We start from the raw sequence: 16,921 nt of genomic DNA, 5'->3' as shown, positions 1-16,921 counted from the left end.
CCCGCTTTCCCACGATGCGAGGATGGAACCGTCGGGCACTCGCAGCCCGGAATCGCAGAGCAGAAGGAGCACACCGTGGAGTACGTGAAGCTCGGCAGCACCGGTCTGGACGTCTCGCGTCTGTCCCTGGGCACAATGGGGTTCGGCGACCGGGAGCGGTGGATCCACCAGTGGGTCCTGGATGAGGAGGAGTCGCGTCCGGTCATCAAGCACGCCCTGGACTCCGGCATCAACTTCTTCGATACCGCGAACGTCTATTCCCTGGGACGCAGCGAGGAGATCGTGGGCAAGGCGCTGGCCGACTACGCCAAGCGCGACGAGATCGTGCTGGCCACCAAGGTGCACGGCCGGATGCACGAGGGCCCGAACGGCGGCGGCCTCTCCCGCAAGGCGATCCTCTCCGAGGTGGAGAACAGCCTGCGCCGGCTCGGCACGGACTACATCGACCTCTACCTCATCCACCGCTGGGACTACACGGTCCCGATCGAGGAGACGATGCGGGCGCTGGATGATGTGGTGCGCTCCGGGAAGGTCCGCTACATCGGGGCCTCGGCGATGTTCGCCTGGCAGTTCCTGCAGGCGCAGCATGTCGCCGAGGTGAACGGGTGGACGAAGTTCGTCTCCATGCAGAACCACTACAACCTCCTCTACCGCGAGGAGGAACGGGAGATGATGCCGCTGCTGCGGGAGCTCGGCGTCGCCTCCACCCCGTACAGTCCGCTCGCCGCCGGGCGCCTCACCCGGGACTGGGATGCGGACACCGAGCGTGCCCGCACCGACACCACCGCGAAGTCGAAATACGACTCGACCGAGGAGACGGACCGACAGATCGTCGAGCAGGTCGCCCGGATCGCCGAGGACCGCGGTGTGGAGCGGGTGCATGTGGCGCTGGCCTGGCTGCTCGCGAAGGACCCGGTGGTCTCCCCGATCATCGGCGCCACGAAGACCGGGCACCTCGACGCCGCGCTCGGCGCGCTCGATCTCGAGCTCACGGCCGACGAGATCGCCGCGCTCGAGGCGCCGTACGTCCCCCACCAGGTCTCGGGCGCGCTGGCGCCGAGCGAGAGCGTCCCGGGACGGACCCCGGGCTCAGCAGCATCGCCGCGGCGCGAGAGCTGATCGACTCGTCACCGACTTCGAGCGCCACCCGCGGCAACATCGAGGTGACCGTCTCCGTCTCGGACGACTGACGCACGCCCCGGCGGCCGTCATGGAACCTTCGTGGCGGCCGCTCCCCGTCCCCACAGCAGCGCGGCGACCATGGTTCCCGCCAGTCCCGCCAGGAGGTCGGTGAGGGTGTCCGCCGGCGCGATATAGACGGTGGGGTCCACCCAGTGGTGGCCGGCCAGCTCCATCAGCTCCCACACCACCGCCAGCAGCGCCCCGGTGGTGATCACGCGCGCTGCCGTCGGCCGAGAACGGTGCAGCACGCGCGCCACCAGCACCGCCAGCAGACCGGTGAGCGCTGCGTGCACGGGCAGGTCCCACCACGGAAGCTTCTCGTACAGCAGCAGGAACGAGCTGATCGCCGCGACCAGGCACACCAGCGATGTCGCGATCTCCCATCGGGCAGGCAGGCCCGACCGCCACGCCACCACCTGCGCGAGCGCGACCAGCATCGACACCGCCACCTCGACCCACAAGCCGGTGATCGCGAAGCCAGCGGCCAGTGCCAGCCCCGACCACCGCACCGGCAGCATCGCCACCGATCGGGCGACACCCGCTGCGCGGCCGCTCATCTGCCGGGCCGCGCCGCGGTGACGGTGAGGGACCCGCGGCACCGTGCCACCCAGCGCTCCCACGGCCGCTCTCGACGCCAGTTGCGACGGAGGGTGAGCGCGGCCCGGCGCCAGCGCAGCAGCTGGCCGCGGTCCCGGGCCAGTGCCCGCGAGGACATGGTGACGCCCACCTCGCGCGAGACCTGCACCCTCTGGCCCGGCCGCACCTGGAAAGAGAGGTCCATGTCGTCGTGCACCTCCGCGCTGCGCGAGGCACCCTCCCGCGCCTCCTTCCACCAGGACCGCGGCATCGACATCGTGGTGCCGAACGCCGGGAAGTGACCCAGCGCCGCCGCCGTCAGCAGCAGATATCCGCCGACGTAGACGCCAGAGACGAGCCCCGCCCACGGACGAGGAAGGCGGAACAAACCCGGTCCGGTGACGATCACGGTGCCGGGGGCTGCGACGGTGTGCTCCTGCCGGTGCGCGGCGAGCCATCCCGGCGGGGGTCGACTGTCGGCATCGCAGCGGACGATCAGGTCACCCCGAGCGGCGTCGTACCCGAGCGCCGCCGCCCCGGCGATGCCCGGGACCGGGTACGGCAGGACGGTGCAGCCTGCGGCGCGGGCCACGGCGGCGCTGTCGTCGCGGGAGCCGTTGTCCACCACGATGATCTCCAGCGGCGGTTCCGTCTGCTGGGCGAGGGCGCTCAGCAGCCCGCGCAGCTCGCGCGCGTCGTCCCGGACGGGTACGACGACGGAACAGGTCGGTGTCAAGGTCTCCACACCTGCTCACGCTACCTATATCGAGGGGTCATCGGCGCCGCGCCCGGAGCAGGTGTCGTGTGGAATGGGCGACGTAGGAGCCGTCCCGGCGGATGATCTCGCCCATCGCGAGCAGCTGCTCCCGGTAGCGGTCCACGTCGAAGTCCGGCACCCACCACACGCATTTCCGCAGGATCCACACCACGGCCCCCACATCGAAGAACTCCATCCGCAGCCGCGCGGTGCGCAGCTCGGTGACCTCGAGTCCCGCGGCCTCCGCCGCGGCGGCCTCGTCCGCGGGGTGGCGGCTGCGGCGCTGAGCCTCGGTGGTGGGCCCGACGAAATGTTCGATCAGCGCGAAGGCCGAGGCGGGGCCGACGTGCTGGGCGAGGTACTCGCCACCCGGGGCCAGTACGCGAGCGATCTCCGGCCAGTCCGGCGCGACCGGGTGGCGAGAGGTGATCAGGTCCGCGGCGCTGTCGGGAAGGGGGATCGGGGCACCTGGCACGGTCTCATGCACCTCCACCCCGCGCGGGCCGAGCAGCGCCCGGGCCTGCGCCGCATTCGGCGGCCAGGACTCGGTGGCGTGCTGCTGTGCGGCGAGGCGCGGGCACTGCCCGAGCACCTCCCCGCCGCCGGTGTCGAGATCGATCGCGACCTCGGCGTCGGCCACCGCCTGTGCGAGCAGCCTGGCGTAACCCCAGTCCGGGCGTTCCTCGGTGGCGCGGCCGTCCAGCCAGCCGAAGCCCCAGCCGTCCACGTCCGCGACGGCGGCCTCGGCGATCAACCGTTCGGCGCGTCCCGCCTCGGCTCGGCGGGCATCGGCCAGGCGCAGGGACTCGCGCAGCTCCTCGCGTTCGGAGGCCGGCCAGGGACCCGACTCAGCCAGCGGGATCTCGGTGAGATGCCGGCGCTCTTTCGCGGGGATCGTCGTGATGAAGAGGTCCGGGTCCTGCGCGGCCAGCGCATAGAGGTGCGGGCCGTCGGCGTAGTACGGGTCGATCATCACCAGGTGCCCCGCGGCCGCGCGCATGATGTTCGAAGGATTCGCGTCCAACGGGCCGCACCAGGCGAGCTCGCGCCGTGCCTCGGCGTGGACCCGCCCCACCACGTCGGCGAGGTTCGAGAGGTCGCCCTCCGGCTGCGCGAACTCCCCGAGGAAGCCGGTCGCCTCCTCCTCCGGGACCGAGAACAGACGCTCCATGACCTGCAGATCCGCCCCTCCGGCGAGCCGCCGGTGCAGATGCAGGCGCGGCACCGCGCCGGTCATCGCCGCCTGCTCGTACAGGCGTGCGGTATACGGGCCGACGGGATCGAAGGGGCTGATCCGGGCCACGATGCCTCCGTCCGGTGAGACCAGTGCGAAGGCCCAGTCCCCGGCCCCGCAGTCGCTCCAGCCCGCATCGCGCAGCAGATTCTCGACCTCGGGGTACGGGGTGGAGCGGTCGACGGTTGCGAACGGGTTGAGCGGGTGAGGGGCGGGCATGGGCGGGACGCTACCGGGAGGCAGGACGGTCGGCGAGCACATTTCCGTGAAGCGTGCGGGTTGCTGCTTTGCCGACCACTGCGCGAGTGGCGGGGCTGCGAGAGTCAGTCACGCCTCTTCGCGAGCACCGTATGGATCCGGAGCACACTCTCGGCGAGCGACGACACTGCGGTATCGAGCAGGAGATCCGCGGGGATCTGGGGCACCTGGCGGGACCATTCGGCGTGGACCCGGCGCAGGAAGTCCTTGTTCCGAGACAACCTGCGGCTGGGGCCGGCCAGTGCTCGCTCGAGCGCGGTTTCGACGTCACAGGTCACCACGACAGTGAGCAGCTGCGTTCGCGCGGGAACGCTGTCTCGCACGAGGTCGCACCGTGATCGCGATGTTCCCCGTCGTGCCGCTAGGCTCCACGAGCAGCTGCGTGATCATAGTCGGCCCTCCGTGGCAGTCCCGCGGGCGGCGTGCTCGACAGGCTGGCGCAGGATCGTGCGCAGCCGGTCCGGCCGCGCTCGACGGGGGTCTCCCAGATAGATCTCGTGGTGCAGCCCGCGCAGGGCGAGGCCCCGCTCGGGGACCTGCTGATGGTGCAGCTGCTCGAGCACCGGCCCTTCGGCGTCGTAGGGGCCGACGTGGAGGGTCTGCAGGCACAGCCCCTCCTCGAAGGCCTCCCACCGCACACCCCCGTCGGACTCGACATGCTCCTGGTCGATCCACGGCGGGGTCATCAGCATCATCCGCCACTGCCAGCGGTTCTTGTCCCTCTCTGCGGTGAACGAGATCATGTCCCCGGCCCACCACAGCCCCTCCAGCGGCGGGACCACGTAGTCCCTGCCCAGCTCGCGCTTGCTGAGGAACTTCAGCCGGTAGGCGAGGGGGTAGAGCGCCTGCAGCGCCGCATCATAGGCCGGGGCCGCATTCGGATCCCCCGCGCCGTCGATCATCAGGAAGTGACGGCGGGGGATCTTGAGGAGCTCGAAGGTGCCGCGCCGGGCGCGGTAGTCCGGAAGCTGGGTCTTCACGTCGTACTTCGCCGGTGCGCTCATGGTCGACATTCTCGCTCCCCGGGCACGGCCCGGCCCGGCGCGGCCAGAGGTCGAGGGTGGCGTGTGCCCGAGCAGGGTTCAGCGCGACGGGCCGCGAGGAGTGCCCCCGAAGCCGACCGTGGCCAGGGAACACGTATCCTTGAGGAGGACGGGATCTACGCCGGCGCGAGCTGACGTGCCCGGCCGCCGTATCGATCCGGTGCCCCGCGGCACCACCGAGGGAGGGGACCGACGATGAGATGCCTGCTGTGCGTCGCGGGGGAGGCGTCATGAGCGCGCTGACCGCCGGACTCCTCATCCTCGCCGGGGCGCTGTTCTTCGCATCGATCATCGGCATCTACATCACCAACGTCACCGCGAAGCCCGGTGCGATCCCGCGCTGGGTGCTCGGACTGGGGCTGGCCACCCTCGTGGTCGGGGTCGCCGCGCTCGTGACCGCCCTATAGTGTTCAGCCGCCCAGCTCGAGCACCCGGATCGCGAGCTGCACCCGGTTGGTGACCTGCAGCTTGTGATAGAGCCTGCCCAGGTGGGTCTTCACGGTGGCGACCGACATGAACAGGCTCTCCCCGACCTCCTGATTCGCGAGCCCGCGCGCGACCAGGCGCGCCACCTCCCACTCGCGCTCGGTGATGCCGGCAGGCGTCGGGACGGTCGCGCGGCCGTCGGCCGCCTCGAACCCCCCGGCAGCGGAGGCGTCGCCAGCCGACCCACCGGAGGCGAGCCGCACCAGGCGCGTGAGCACCTCCGGCGAGAAGCGGGGCCGATCTCCTGCGGCATCGAGCACCGCCTGCACCACCTCCTCGGGCGGGGAATCCTTGAGCAGGAACGACACCGCACCGGCGCGCAGCGCCTCCAGCAGGAAGTCGTCGGTGTCGAAGGCGGTCAGCATGACCACTCGCGCCTGATTGCCCTCCGTCTGCAGGGCCCGCAGAGACTCGAGCCCGGTCATGCGGGGCATGCGGATGTCCATCAGCACCACGTCGGGAGCCAGGGAGCGGATCTGCTCGAGGGCAGCAGCGCCGTCGGCCGCCTCCCCGATCACCTCGATGCCGTGCGCGCCGTCGATCATCAGCCGTAGGCCGGCGCGCATCAGCGCCTCATCGTCGACCAGCAGCACCCGCACTCCGTTCTCGGCGGAATGATTCCGATCCTCTGCACTGTTCACCATGGCATCCATGCTTCCACCTCGAAGATTCCAGCAGCCGCGCCGTACCGCGCCTCCCCGCCCAGCAGTCGCGCCCGCTCCTGCACCCCGAGCAGCCCGTGGCCGGTCGAGGTCGCTGAGGTCACCGGCGCGGTGGGCAGCGGATTCCGGGCCTGCAGCACCACCCGCTGGTCGCTGCGGAGGAGGGTGACCTGCAGCGGAGCGCCCGGGGCATGCTTGGCGGCGTTCACCGTGACCTCGGTGAGGATTCGGGCCAGCGCTACCACCGTGCTGCGGTCGCAGGCCAGGAGATCCTCCGCGGTCAGGCCCTCCCAACGCAGCTCGACCTCCTGCCCCTCCTTCCGGCAGCGTTCGACGACGGCCTCCAGGGTCGGCGCGGAGGCCAGCGGCTGATCGCCGTCGGTGCTGCGCAGCCCGATCAGCACCGTGCGCAGCTCCCGGTTCGCCTGCTGCGCGGCATCCCGCACCGTTCCTGCGGAGCGGCGCAGCACCTCGGGGGAGAGGTCCTCGCGATAGGTCATGGCACCGGCATGCAGGGCGATCGTGGCGAGGTGGTGGGAGACGCTGTCATGCATGTCGCGGGCCAGCGCCGCCCGCTCCTCGGCACGCACCCGGGCGGCATCGGCCTCCCGCTCCCGCACCTGGGCCAAGGCTTCGCGCTCGGCGGCGGCGCGCTCCCGCTGGGCGGTCTCCCGCTCCCGCTCCGCCGAGGCCGCGCGTTCCTGCAGCGAGGCCAGGAGCTCGTGGCGGGTGCCCACCACGTGGCCGATCAGCAGCGGGATCAGCGTGAGCACCACCATCACCCCCACCGCGGAGAGCACGACGAGCTCCGGCTCAGCACCGCGGAGACGGCCATCAATGCTCAGCGTCGCCATCGAGGTGCCCGCGACCAGCAGGACCGCACCGATATCGAGCACCGTGCGGCGTCGCAGCCCGATCCGGTACAGGGCCAGCGCCGCGGCCGGCATCGACCAGACGCTGAGCCCGACAGCGGCGGCCAGCAGCAGATGGGCCGCGCTGTGCAGTCGTCCCGGCCGTAGGAAGCGGAGCGGGCCGATCGCCATCGTGGCGATGACTCCCACCAGGGCATCGAGGGCGAACAGCGCCACCAGGCCCCCGGGGGGCTGGTCGTCGAACTCCACCAGCACCGACCCGAAGCTGATCAGGAACAGCAGCAGCCCCAGCGCCGTGCCGAGGAGGCTCTGCGCCACCGCGATCGCCCACTGGTGCGGGCTGCGCACAGAGGGTGCGGCCGAGGCGCGGGTCACGGGGAGGGTCATGGAACCAGAGTAGAGAGCAGACGGCGGCCGACGGATCGCCCGGCCGGCTGATGCCTGTGTCCGTGGGGTCGGCCGATCGGCGGGGTCCCCTCCGAGCCGTGGGGCGGATGCGCAGCGGCCGACGGGACGGGCAGGATCGAGGCATGACCCGGCCCTCTCCACGTCCCCCTTCCCCGCCTCCCGCTGCCGCCGACATGCTCCGCAGCCCCGACGTGCTGCGCAGCCCCGGCGTGCTGCGCAGCCCCGACGTGCCGATGCCGGCCACATCCCCGCATGTCCCGAGCGGCCGCGACCACATGCTCTCGCAGCCCTACCACCGTGCCGCTCGCGCGATCCCGCACCGTCGCTACTGGTGGCGTCCGCTGGTCGCACTGGTGGTCTCCGCCGCCGTGTTCCTGGTGATGAACCTGCAGCTCTTGCTGGTGCTGGTGGTCGTGAGCCTGATCTGGCCGGCATTCACTCCCAGCGCCACCCTGATGGATCCGTTGAACCCGCTGGACCAGACCTTCGGCCTCGGCATGCTCGCGCTGCTGATCCCGGCGGTGCTGGTGGGAACCCTCGCAGGGTACGGGCGGGCGGGGATCGCCCTCTCGGTGCTGGGCCGGTTCCGCTGGGGCCTGCTGGGCCGCGCCGCGCTCGTGGTGGTCCCGGTGTACGTGCTGATCAACCTGGTCCTGAACCTGGTCCTGGAGCGCGAGGCGATCGTGGTGCCCCAGTTCAGCGCGAGCGTGATCCTCGCCTGGCTGGTGGCGATCGTGCTCGCCCCGCTGCAGAGCGCCGGGGAGGAGTTCGCCTTTCGGGCACTGCCGATGCAGGTCCTCGGCACCTGGCTGCGCTGGCCGCTGATCGGGATCCTGGTTCCCGTGCCTCTGTTCATGCTGGGCCACGGCTACAACTGGCTGGGCCAGATCGACATCGCCGTCTTCGCGATCGTGATGGGGCTGCTGGCCTGGAAGACCGGGGGCCTCGAGCTCCCGATCCTGCTGCACGCCGCGAACAACTGGACCCTGTTCGCGATCGCCCCGCTGATCCCCGGCTTCACCGAGCAGGGAGAGATCCGCCTGCTCGGCTTCGTGCTCGCGATGGCGCCGATGCTGCTGCTCTCGGCCGGGATCTGGTGGTGGTACTCACGGCGCGAGGGCCTCGGGCTGTGGGAGCCGCAGCGCGGCAGCGCCCAGACCCTTGCGGCCTAGAGCGGCTCTGCGCAGAGTGTCCCCGCTCAAACCCGAGCAGTGCGGATCCGCGCCCTGCTCAGACCCGTTCGCCGAGGGCCGCCATGACCTCGCGCCCGCGCTCTGTGTCCGGGAAGCGGTTCACGATCTCCTGGAGGGTCGTGGCGTCACCGCTGCTGCCGAAGGCCTCGCTGAACGGCTGCAGGCGCACGCCCTCGGCGAGGGAGCCGATCAGCAGCGGGTCGAAGCCCAGCTCGTCCACCAGCGCGGCCACGATCTCGGCCTCAGGGGTGGGGCCGGCGATCGCGATCGCTGCCCGGGGCGCGGCACGGCCGGCGAGGTCCTCGAGATCGTGATAGCCCATGTGGTTGAAGGCCTTCACCACCGTGGCACCGGACAGCAGATCCTGCACGAGCTCGCTGGTCGAGGCACCCGGATGGGAGAACTCCTCGAGGACCCCGTCGGTCTCCCACCAGTAGTTCATCGCATCCACCACGAGCTTTCCCTGCAGGGCGTCGGCCGGGATCGAGGCGTGCTTGCCCAGGGGCAGCGCGAGGATCACCAGATCCGCCCGCTCGGCGGCCTCCCGGCTGGTCACCGCCTGCGCGCCCGGGGCGAGGATCTCGGTGATCAGCTCGATCTTGGAGGGTTCGCCGGAGCCCGAGATCAGCACCTCGTATCCGGCGGCGGTAGCGAGGCGGGCCAGCACGGTGCCGATCTTGCCGGCGCCGAGGATCCCGAGGATGCGAGGGGTGGATGTGTTCACGCCCGTGCCAACGCCGGCGGCGGGCGCGAGCTTCCCGGGAGTGACCGGTCTCGCGCCTGGCGCTCGCCGCTCACCACCCGTCGCGATGTCAGGCGGGGCCGACATCCACCTGCCACAGGACACCGAAGCGGTCCTTGACCTGGCCGTAGTGATCGCCCCACGGGGCCAGCTCGAAGGGCATCTCCACCGTGGCGCCGGTGGCGGTGAGCTTCTCGAACAGCGCCCGCGCTTCGTCGACGGAGGCGGGCATGAGCATCAGCGAGTAGGCGGAACCGTCCAGCGGCTGGGGGCTCTCTCCGATGTCGTCGCCGCCGGCGAGGGTGACCAGGCCGCCCTGCAGCTGCGCATGGGCGACGGCCCCCGGCGGAGGAGTGAACGGCATGCCCTCCATGGGCATGTCCCCATAGGTCATGACGTCGAGGGTGCCGCCGAAGACCTCCTGGTAATAGGACATGGCCTCGGCGGCATTGCCGGGGAACGAGATATAGGGCGTGGAACTGGGCATGGTTCCTCCTCAGGGGCGGGGCCGCGATGCGAACCCTCGTGGGATCATCGTGCCACCGGGGGCCGACGGAGGGAACGGCTCGAGCGGCACTCAGCTCTCGCAGCTCTCGTGGTCGCCCTCACTGCGCCCTCAGACAGGGAGTTCTAGAGTGGTGGGGCCATGTGCCGACTCTTCGCCCTTCATTCCGACCGCCCCGTCACCGCCGATCTCTGGTTGCTCGATGCGCCCTACTCCCTGCTGAACCAGTCGCGCTTCAACGCCGACGGCACCGGCCTGGGATGGATCGACGAGGACGGACGGCCACGGGTCCGCAAGCGCCCCGTCGCCGCCTACGAGTCCGAGGCGTTCACAGACTTCGCGACCACGCTCCGCACCCGCACGATGCTCGCCCACCTGCGGCTCTCCTCCGGCACCGGGCACTGCGACGAGAACACCCATCCGTTCCTGCAGGACGGGATCATCTCCGCCCACAACGGGGTCCTGGAGGTCACCGCGGAGATGCGGCAGCGGGTCGCCGAGCTCGACGCCGCCCACCACGTCCAGGGCTCCACCGACAGTGAATGGATGTCCGCCCTGATCACCGGCGAGGTGGCCGCCCACGGCGATGACCTGCGCGCCGGGGTGACCGCCGCGCTGCGCTGGATCGCCCGCCATGTCCCCGTCTACTCTGTGAACGTCCTGGTCATGAACGGGGAGGAGCTCATCGCCGTGCGTCTGCCCGCGACCAATGAGCTGTGGATCCTCGAGCGCCCCGTCTCCGTGGACGCACAGGACGAGACCCTCGAGCAGTCCTCGGACTCGCTCGCCCTGCGTGCCCGCAGCGAGGACCCGCGCGGCGCGCGCTCCGTCGTCGTCGCGAGCGAACCCCTGGATGACGACCCCGCCTGGCGCCTCCTGGACTCCGGCGAGCTCGTGCACCTCACGGCCGACGGGCAGGTCCGCAGCGAACGCCCGTTCGGTCCGCTCGCCCGCGCGCTCAGCATCGAGGACCTCGGTCTGTCGGCCGCCGCCTCCCAGGCGCACGCCGCGCAGGCCCGCGCCCACGAGGACCGCCGTCGGAACCTCGTCGAGAAGTCCGCCCACCCCGCCACCACCACCAGCGCCGACACCGCGCGCCCCGCCCACACCGCCGGCGCCCACCCCGCGCGCCCCGACGAGAGTGCAGAAAAAGCCGCATGAACCACCTCGGGACCGAGCGTCCTCGCCCCTATCACCGGCTCGCGACGCTACGACCGGAATGGTCCGCCTGGGCGCGGCCGCTGCTTGCCGTCGCCGCGGCGTTCATCGCCTATGTGGTGCTGGTCTCCGTGGTGCTCGTGCTCATGATCCTGGTGCTCGCCCTCGCGCCCGGTGTGAACGTCGCCATCGGCGTGACCAGCGGCGATCCGACCAGCCCGCTCGATGCAGTGCTCGCGCTGCTGATGGGCGCCATGTGGCTTCCCGCCGGGATCGTGGGAGTGCGCGTCGGCGGCTGGCGACCTCTGAGCACGGCCTGGTCCGTCGCTGCCCGATTCCGTCGTGACCTGCTGAGCCCGCTCGGTGTGTGGGTGGCGGCAGGGGCGCTGGCGACGGTGGCGATCGCCGCGGTGGCCGGCCATCTCGCCAGCTCCGGAGAGTCGGCGGGTGCTGCGGCCAGCGGAGTCCCGCCGCTCCAGCTGCTGCTCGTGGTCGTGATCGTGCTGGTCCTGGCCCCCCTCCAGGCCCTGGGCCTCGAACTGGCACTGCGCGGCGTGATCCTCCAGGCCGTCGGCACCTGGCTGCGCAGCCCCGTTCTCCCCGTCGTGGTCGTCGCCGGGGTCTCGCTGATCGGCCGTCAGCTCACCCCGGCTGTGGTGATCCCGGCCCTCGCCCTGGCGCTCGCCGCTGCGGTGCTCGCCTGGAAGAGCGGCGGCCTCGAGCTGCCGATCCTCCTCACCCTCACCACCACCGTGGGGTCGCTGATCGTCTCCGCGCTCGCCGCGGGCACCGGCGCAGGGGCCGGTGCCTCTGCGCTCAGCGCCGCGGTGGCCGCCCCCGGGACCTCGGCTGCGGCGCTCGCCGACCACCGGGCGGTCGCCGGCCACGACGAGCTGGCCAGCGCGGGAGCGTTCACCGGCCTCGAAAACGCAGCCCTCGCCGGGGGAGCGGCCTCCGCCGTCGCCGTTCTGCTGCTCGCGGTGCTGATCGTCGTGATGATCAGCCGACGAGAGGGACTGCGCCTGCTCGAGCCCGTCGGCCGGGCCGCAGACGCCCCGGCTCCGGGACCCGTGCTGGTCTGACCCTGTGCTGGTGTGACCCTGTGCTGTTCTGACCCGGTGCTGATCTGACCCGTGCTGAACTGGTCCGTCACACCTGCGGGCCGCGTGACGTCGAGGGAGCAGGAGCCTTCGGCGGGATGGTCGGCGGCGCACAGGGAAGGATGGGCCCATGGAGCCCACGCAGCTGGACCAGAGGACTGCCGGCGCGAGGTCCGGCGCAGCCGATGCCCTCGCCACCACGGGATCAGGTGCGGTGGATGAACTGGCGCACCGATTCGAGCAGGAGCGGTCACGCCTGATCGCTCTCGCCACCTGGGTGCTCGGCGATGCGAGCGAGGCGCAGGACATCGTCCAGCAGGCATGGCTGCGCCTGGATCGCGCAGAATCGGGCGGGGATGGGGGTGCGGGCATCGACAACCTGCCCGCCTGGCTGACCACGGTGACCACCCGGCTGTGCCTGGATCGGCTGCGGCGACGCATCCCCGTGCCCGAGGAGGAGATCCAGGGCGAGGAGACCGCCCCCGACCCCGCCGAGGACGTGGCGCTCGCCGACACCGTCGGGATCGCCCTGCAGCTGGTTCTGGACCGGCTGAGCCCCAACGAACGGGTCGCCTTCGTCATGCACGACAGCTTCGGCTTCGAGTTCACCACGATCGCCGCGGCACTGGACACCACGCCGCAGGCGGCACGCAAGCTCGCCTCGCGCGCCCGCGCCAAAGTCGCTCAGCCCCGGCCCGAGGACGCACTCGCCGACTGGGAGGTGGTCGATGCCTTCATGACCGCCGCTCGCGAAGGTGACTTCACCCGGCTCGTGCAGCTCCTGGCGCCGGATGCCGTGGTGCGCGGTGACCAGCGGGCGATCGAGACCGGTACCCCCGCCGCGATCGATGGCCGCGAGGACGTGGCGAGCTTCTTCAACGGCTCCGCTCACGCCGCGCTCCCGGCCAGCATCGACGGGCGTGCGGGTTCGGCCTGGTACCACCGCGGCCAGGCGATGGTCCTGTTCGACTTCACGATCGTCGACGGGCAGGTCGCACGCATCGACTTCCGTGCCGACCCCGCGGTCCTCGGCCGCGTGGTGCGCCGCGATGGCGCTGATCCGCGGAGTACCCGGTAGAGCACGCGATGCTCACCACCGCTGAGCACCACCGCTGAGCACCACCGCTGAGCCGCGATGATCGAGACCACGGATCTCCGCGACCGGTCACATTCCCGGCGCGACGCACGTCAACACCATGAGAGCAGTATGGGCAGTCGGATCCACCGGCTGCCGTCGCCGGAGAAGAGGAGCACCCGATGAAGACCATGACCTGCCAGCAGCTCGGCGGACCCTGCGACCTCGCCCACCGCGGCGAGAGCGCGGACGACGTCATCAACGCCCAGGACAAGCACCTCAAGGAGGTCGTCAAGGCTGGCGACGAGGCCCACCAGGCGGCCCGCAAGGAGATGAAATTCCGCTGGCTGCATCCCAAGCAGTCCCTCGGTTGGTACAACGACATGAAGGCGGCGTTCGCCGCGCTGCCCGAGGACTGACCGGGCCTGACGCAAGAACGGGACTTCTTCGACCCACCGACGCCCGCAGGGCGCTCGCCGATTGAAGAAGTCCCGTTCTCGGGCCGTGTGACCCTCAGCTGCGGATCGCGTCGATCACCTTGATCCGGGTGGCGATCAGCGCAGGGAGCGCCCCGGCGAGGACGCCCACCAGGGTGGCCGCGCCCAGGCCCACCACCACCGCCTCCACGGGGAAGGGCGGCAGCTCCACCAGGCCGATGCCGGCGAAGTAGCGGGAGACGAACGGGGCTTTCACCAGGGCGATCGCGCCGGTCACCCCCACGGCGCCAGCGAGCACGGTGGCCACCACCGACTCCATCAGCACGCCCACGAAGATCCGCCCCCCGGTCGCGCCGTAGGAGCGTCGGATCCCGATCTCCCGCACCCGGAAGCGCACGGTGACCAGGGAGATGTTCACCAGGCCCAGGGCGCCGAGCAGCAGGATCACCAGGGCCACGCCGATGACCGCATAGGCGAGCACCTGGAAGCCCAGCTCCTCGGCGGACATCGAGCTCGGCTGGACGTCGAAGGATCCCGCCGCGGTGCTGCGCAGCGAGGCGCCCAGGCGCTCGCGGATCTCGTCGGCCTGCTCCGGCGGTACCCACAGGATGTAGTCGGAGACCACCGGGGCCTCGGTCCGGCCGGGCAGCGCGCCCATGCCGCCGGCGGCCACGAACGCCTGCAGTCCCCAGTCGGTCTCCGCGCTCGCGGGGAGCACACCGACCACGATCGCCTGGTCGGAGTCGGTCGCACCGGAGGGGCCATAGATCGTGACCGGCTCGGTCCCCAGGTCCGGGCGTCCCAGCTGCTCGTACATCGGCGCATTGACCACCAGCGCGGGGGCGAGGCGGCGGGCGTCGGAGTCTGCGAGCCAGCGACCGTCGGCCACGGTGGTGCGGTAGATGTTCGCGTAGGCGGGGTCCACCCCGGTCAGCTGCGCCGCCGTCACCCCTTGCGGGGTCTGCACGCGCAGCGAGTCGTAGATGCGGCGGGTGCGCTGGTCGATGCCGAGCCGTTCGATCTGCTCGAGCACCACCGCGTCCTGCTCCTCGGGAGTGACCTCGGCGGCGGAGCCCGCCGGGTAGATCGTCAGGGTCGTATCGCGTCCCGCCCACTTCTCGGTGGTCTGGGTGAGGGCGCTGGTGAGCATGCCGCCGCCGCCCATCACCGTGGTCAGGGCGAAGACGGAGAATGCCACACCGATCAGGGACAGCAGGATGCGGCCCTTGTTGACGCGCAGCTCGCCGTAGGCCTCGACGATCGAGGCGATCAGGCCGGTCATGCCACCGCCTCCCGTCCGGTGCGCAGGCCCGCGGTGGCCGACAGCGCCTCGCGGACACCGTCCCCGTCCGTCCCGTCTGTGCCGACGTCGTGCAGGGTGCCCTCGTTCAGCAGGAACGAGCGGCGGGACATCGCGGCGACCTGCAGATCGTGGGTGATGGTGACCAGCGCGGCGTCGGAGTCGCGCGCGATCTCGTCCAGCAGCGCCATCACCGCCTCGCCGGTGGTGACGTCGAGGGCGCCGGTGGGCTCGTCCGCCAGGATGAGCCGCGGCCCCCGTACCAAGGCGCGGGCCACGGCGACACGCTGCTGCTCGCCGCCGGAGAGACGGGAGGGCTGCTGCTGGGCGCGGTCGGCCAGGCCCACCCGGTCGAGCATCTCCAGGGCGAGCTTCTCGCGCCGCCAGAACTGGCCGGCGCTGCCGTACATCAGCGGCATCATCACGTTCTCCAGAGCGGTGCGCCGGTCCAGCAGGTTGAACTGCTGGAACACGAAGCCGATCGAGGCGCCGCGCAGCCGGGCGCGCCGGCGATCCCCGAGCCGGGAGACGTCCACTCCGTCGAACAGCAGCTCGCCGCCGCTCTGGTGGTCGATCAGGCCCAGCAGGTTCAGCAGAGTGGTCTTGCCGGAACCGGAACGACCGACGATCGCCACGTGGTCCCCGGCCTCGACCGTCAGGTCGATGCCGCGCAGGATGTGCAGCTCCTCCCGGCTGGGCAGGCGCACGGAACGGCGCAGATCGCGCAGCTCGAGCAGGGGTGCGCTCACCACATCTCCCCGTTCATCGACTCGTCGATGCCGTCGATGCCGGGAGCGAACTCGAGGATCTCCTGCCCCGCCTCGAGGCCCTCGGTGACCTCGACGGAGCCCTCACCGCGCATCCCGAGGGTGACCTCGATCGGCATCGGCTCACCGGTGGTCTCGTCCAGTGCGTAGACGGTGCCGGCAGTGCCCTCGCCCTCCACTGCGGTGGTGGGGACGGTGAGCACGCCGGTGCGGGTGCCGAGGTCCACCGTGACCTCGACGCTCAGCCCCGGGACCACGCGGGCCTCGGCAGGGACCGGGCACACCAGCTGCGCCGCGGAGACCCCGGCGCCGCCGCCGGAGATCTGCTCACCGGTGAAGGGATCGATCTCGGGTGCCTGCGGCGCCTCGGGCTCCTCGACCTCGGAGTCCTCGGTGATGGCGGGCGCGGCGCAGACCACCGGATCCGGAGTGTTGGGCAGCTCGGCGGTCGCCTTCAGCTCCACGTCCAGCAGGGACAGCTGCTGCTCGGGGGTGAGGTCGGCGACGATCGAGTAGGTGCCCGGCGAGATGGTCGCGACGGTGTCGCCCTTGGCGAGAGCATCCCACTCGGTGACCTCCATCCCGCTGAGCACACCGTTGGCGGTCGCCACCAGGTTCACGTAGCGGTACTCGGCCGCGACGGGCTCCGGTGCGGGCTGCGGGGCGGGAACCATGCCCTCCTCCCCGTCCTCCACGGCCGGCGGCGCGGGGAGCTCGACCGGATCCGGCTCGATCTCGTAGCGCACCTGCAGGATGCGCTGCCCCTTCTCGACGGCATCACCGTTCTTCAGCCAGATCTTGTTGATCTCGCCGTCGTCGGTGGCCTTCAGCGCGCTGCCGGCATCGGGCTGGACCATCGCCGCGAGCACGAGCTCGGAGGAGAGGTCCGCGGGCTCGACGCTGACCACGGCGTGCTGATCGAAATCGGCGCTGGGGGCGAGCGGATCCTCGACGGCGGCATCGGCGTCGGAGGGGAAGAAGGCCATCTTGACCAGGGCCAGGGCGATCAGGCCGAGGATCAGCATCCAGATCATGGGGAAGACGTAGCGGCGCAGCGCGTCCATGGGCGCCTTTCGTTCAGGTCGACGGCGGTGCCGACGGGGAAGGGACTGCGGAGCTGCGAGCAGCCCGAGGAGGAGAGCGGTGCCTGCAGTGCGCTCATTCTT

Annotated in this window: 19 protein-coding genes; 7 read left to right on the top strand and 12 right to left on the bottom strand. The window is 71.2% G+C overall.

What is annotated here, in order from left to right; genetic code table 11:
- Positions 1 to 75 precede the first annotated feature (75 nt).
- Positions 76 to 1,119 (top strand): aldo/keto reductase, encoded by a 1,044-nt coding sequence (locus Q0937_RS06405; RefSeq protein ID WP_299301134.1) that lies wholly within the window; start codon positions 76 to 78, stop codon positions 1,117 to 1,119.
- A gap of 89 nt (positions 1,120 to 1,208) precedes the next feature.
- Here Q0937_RS06405 and Q0937_RS06400 read toward each other — a convergent pair whose 3' ends face one another.
- From Q0937_RS06400 to Q0937_RS06380, 5 genes are all read right to left on the bottom strand, one after another.
- Complete coding sequence (locus tag Q0937_RS06400) at positions 1,209 to 1,739, bottom strand: hypothetical protein (protein WP_299301131.1); 531 nt, start codon at positions 1,737 to 1,739, stop codon at positions 1,209 to 1,211.
- A complete protein-coding gene (locus Q0937_RS06395; protein ID WP_299301129.1) occupies positions 1,736 to 2,494 on the bottom strand; it encodes a glycosyltransferase family 2 protein in 759 nt (252 codons plus the stop codon). Before Q0937_RS06395 ends, Q0937_RS06400 begins: the two co-directional genes overlap by 4 nt.
- Positions 2,495 to 2,531: 37 nt before the next feature.
- Positions 2,532 to 3,968: a hypothetical protein gene (locus Q0937_RS17990; RefSeq protein ID WP_363323209.1), complete on the bottom strand. Its 1,437-nt coding sequence runs from the start codon at positions 3,966 to 3,968 to the stop codon at positions 2,532 to 2,534.
- Positions 3,969 to 4,072: 104 nt separating this feature from the next.
- On the bottom strand, positions 4,073 to 4,285 hold the full coding sequence (locus Q0937_RS06385; RefSeq protein WP_299301126.1) for a hypothetical protein: 213 nt from the start codon (positions 4,283 to 4,285) through the stop codon (positions 4,073 to 4,075).
- Between the two features lie 108 nt (positions 4,286 to 4,393).
- The gene (locus tag Q0937_RS06380; RefSeq protein WP_299301123.1) at positions 4,394 to 5,011 is read right to left on the bottom strand and encodes a GyrI-like domain-containing protein; all 618 of its coding nucleotides are present in this window, start codon (positions 5,009 to 5,011) and stop codon (positions 4,394 to 4,396) included.
- A 269-nt stretch (positions 5,012 to 5,280) separates the two neighbouring features.
- Between Q0937_RS06380 and Q0937_RS06375 the strand changes: the two genes are divergently transcribed.
- On the top strand, positions 5,281 to 5,457 hold the full coding sequence (locus tag Q0937_RS06375) for a hypothetical protein (RefSeq protein WP_299301120.1): 177 nt from the start codon (positions 5,281 to 5,283) through the stop codon (positions 5,455 to 5,457).
- Positions 5,458 to 5,460: 3 nt separating this feature from the next.
- On the opposite strand, the gene Q0937_RS06370 is transcribed toward Q0937_RS06375, so the two are convergent.
- Together Q0937_RS06370 and Q0937_RS06365 are read right to left on the bottom strand one after the other, a co-directional pair.
- Positions 5,461 to 6,189, bottom strand: a complete 729-nt coding sequence (locus Q0937_RS06370) for a response regulator transcription factor (protein ID WP_299301117.1) — start codon at positions 6,187 to 6,189, stop codon at positions 5,461 to 5,463.
- Positions 6,174 to 7,457, bottom strand: coding sequence for a sensor histidine kinase (locus tag Q0937_RS06365; protein WP_299301114.1), 1,284 nt, complete (start codon positions 7,455 to 7,457; stop codon positions 6,174 to 6,176). Before Q0937_RS06365 ends, Q0937_RS06370 begins: the two co-directional genes overlap by 16 nt.
- 143 nt (positions 7,458 to 7,600) lie before the next feature.
- Here Q0937_RS06365 and Q0937_RS06360 point away from each other — a divergent pair, with 143 nt between their 5' ends.
- Positions 7,601 to 8,650, top strand: a complete 1,050-nt coding sequence (locus tag Q0937_RS06360) for a CPBP family intramembrane glutamic endopeptidase (RefSeq protein WP_299301111.1) — start codon at positions 7,601 to 7,603, stop codon at positions 8,648 to 8,650.
- Between the two features lie 58 nt (positions 8,651 to 8,708).
- On the opposite strand, the gene Q0937_RS06355 is transcribed toward Q0937_RS06360, so the two are convergent.
- Both Q0937_RS06355 and Q0937_RS06350 read right to left on the bottom strand, forming a co-directional pair.
- A complete protein-coding gene (locus tag Q0937_RS06355) occupies positions 8,709 to 9,395 on the bottom strand; it encodes an NADPH-dependent F420 reductase (RefSeq protein WP_299301108.1) in 687 nt (228 codons plus the stop codon).
- An 88-nt stretch (positions 9,396 to 9,483) separates the two neighbouring features.
- The gene (locus tag Q0937_RS06350) at positions 9,484 to 9,900 is read right to left on the bottom strand and encodes a VOC family protein (protein WP_299301105.1); all 417 of its coding nucleotides are present in this window, start codon (positions 9,898 to 9,900) and stop codon (positions 9,484 to 9,486) included.
- Between the two features lie 159 nt (positions 9,901 to 10,059).
- Here Q0937_RS06350 and Q0937_RS06345 point away from each other — a divergent pair, with 159 nt between their 5' ends.
- The 4 genes from Q0937_RS06345 (at position 10,060) to Q0937_RS06330 (ending at position 13,670) form a co-directional block, all read left to right on the top strand.
- Positions 10,060 to 11,079, top strand: coding sequence for a class II glutamine amidotransferase (locus tag Q0937_RS06345; protein ID WP_299301102.1), 1,020 nt, complete (start codon positions 10,060 to 10,062; stop codon positions 11,077 to 11,079).
- Positions 11,076 to 12,158 carry a CAAX protease gene (locus Q0937_RS06340; protein ID WP_299301099.1) on the top strand — a complete coding sequence of 361 codons (1,083 nt, stop codon included), beginning with the start codon at positions 11,076 to 11,078 and terminating at the stop codon, positions 12,156 to 12,158. The genes Q0937_RS06345 and Q0937_RS06340 overlap by 4 nt, the downstream gene beginning before the upstream one ends.
- Positions 12,159 to 12,306: 148 nt before the next feature.
- Positions 12,307 to 13,254, top strand: coding sequence for a sigma-70 family RNA polymerase sigma factor (locus Q0937_RS06335; protein WP_299301096.1), 948 nt, complete (start codon positions 12,307 to 12,309; stop codon positions 13,252 to 13,254).
- Positions 13,255 to 13,433: 179 nt separating this feature from the next.
- Entirely contained in the window at positions 13,434 to 13,670 is a 237-nt protein-coding gene (locus Q0937_RS06330) for a hypothetical protein (RefSeq protein WP_299301094.1), read from the top strand.
- Positions 13,671 to 13,764: 94 nt separating this feature from the next.
- Here the strand turns inward: Q0937_RS06330 and Q0937_RS06325 are convergent, their stop codons facing one another.
- The 3 genes from Q0937_RS06325 to Q0937_RS06315 are packed head-to-tail and all read right to left on the bottom strand — an operon-like array spanning position 13,765 to position 16,819.
- Positions 13,765 to 14,970 (bottom strand): ABC transporter permease, encoded by a 1,206-nt coding sequence (locus tag Q0937_RS06325; protein WP_299301090.1) that lies wholly within the window; start codon positions 14,968 to 14,970, stop codon positions 13,765 to 13,767.
- Positions 14,967 to 15,740: an ABC transporter ATP-binding protein gene (locus Q0937_RS06320; protein WP_299301087.1), complete on the bottom strand. Its 774-nt coding sequence runs from the start codon at positions 15,738 to 15,740 to the stop codon at positions 14,967 to 14,969. Before Q0937_RS06320 ends, Q0937_RS06325 begins: the two co-directional genes overlap by 4 nt.
- On the bottom strand, positions 15,734 to 16,819 hold the full coding sequence (locus Q0937_RS06315) for a hypothetical protein (RefSeq protein ID WP_299301084.1): 1,086 nt from the start codon (positions 16,817 to 16,819) through the stop codon (positions 15,734 to 15,736). The genes Q0937_RS06320 and Q0937_RS06315 overlap by 7 nt, the downstream gene beginning before the upstream one ends.
- Positions 16,820 to 16,921: the final 102 nt, after the last annotated feature.

Source organism: uncultured Brachybacterium sp. (assembly GCF_947500705.1).
In the GTDB taxonomy this organism is placed as follows: Bacteria; Actinomycetota; Actinomycetes; order Actinomycetales; family Dermabacteraceae; genus Brachybacterium.
The sequence above is the reverse complement of the archived record's forward strand: the minus strand, read 5'-3'. Positions and strand labels throughout refer to the sequence as shown.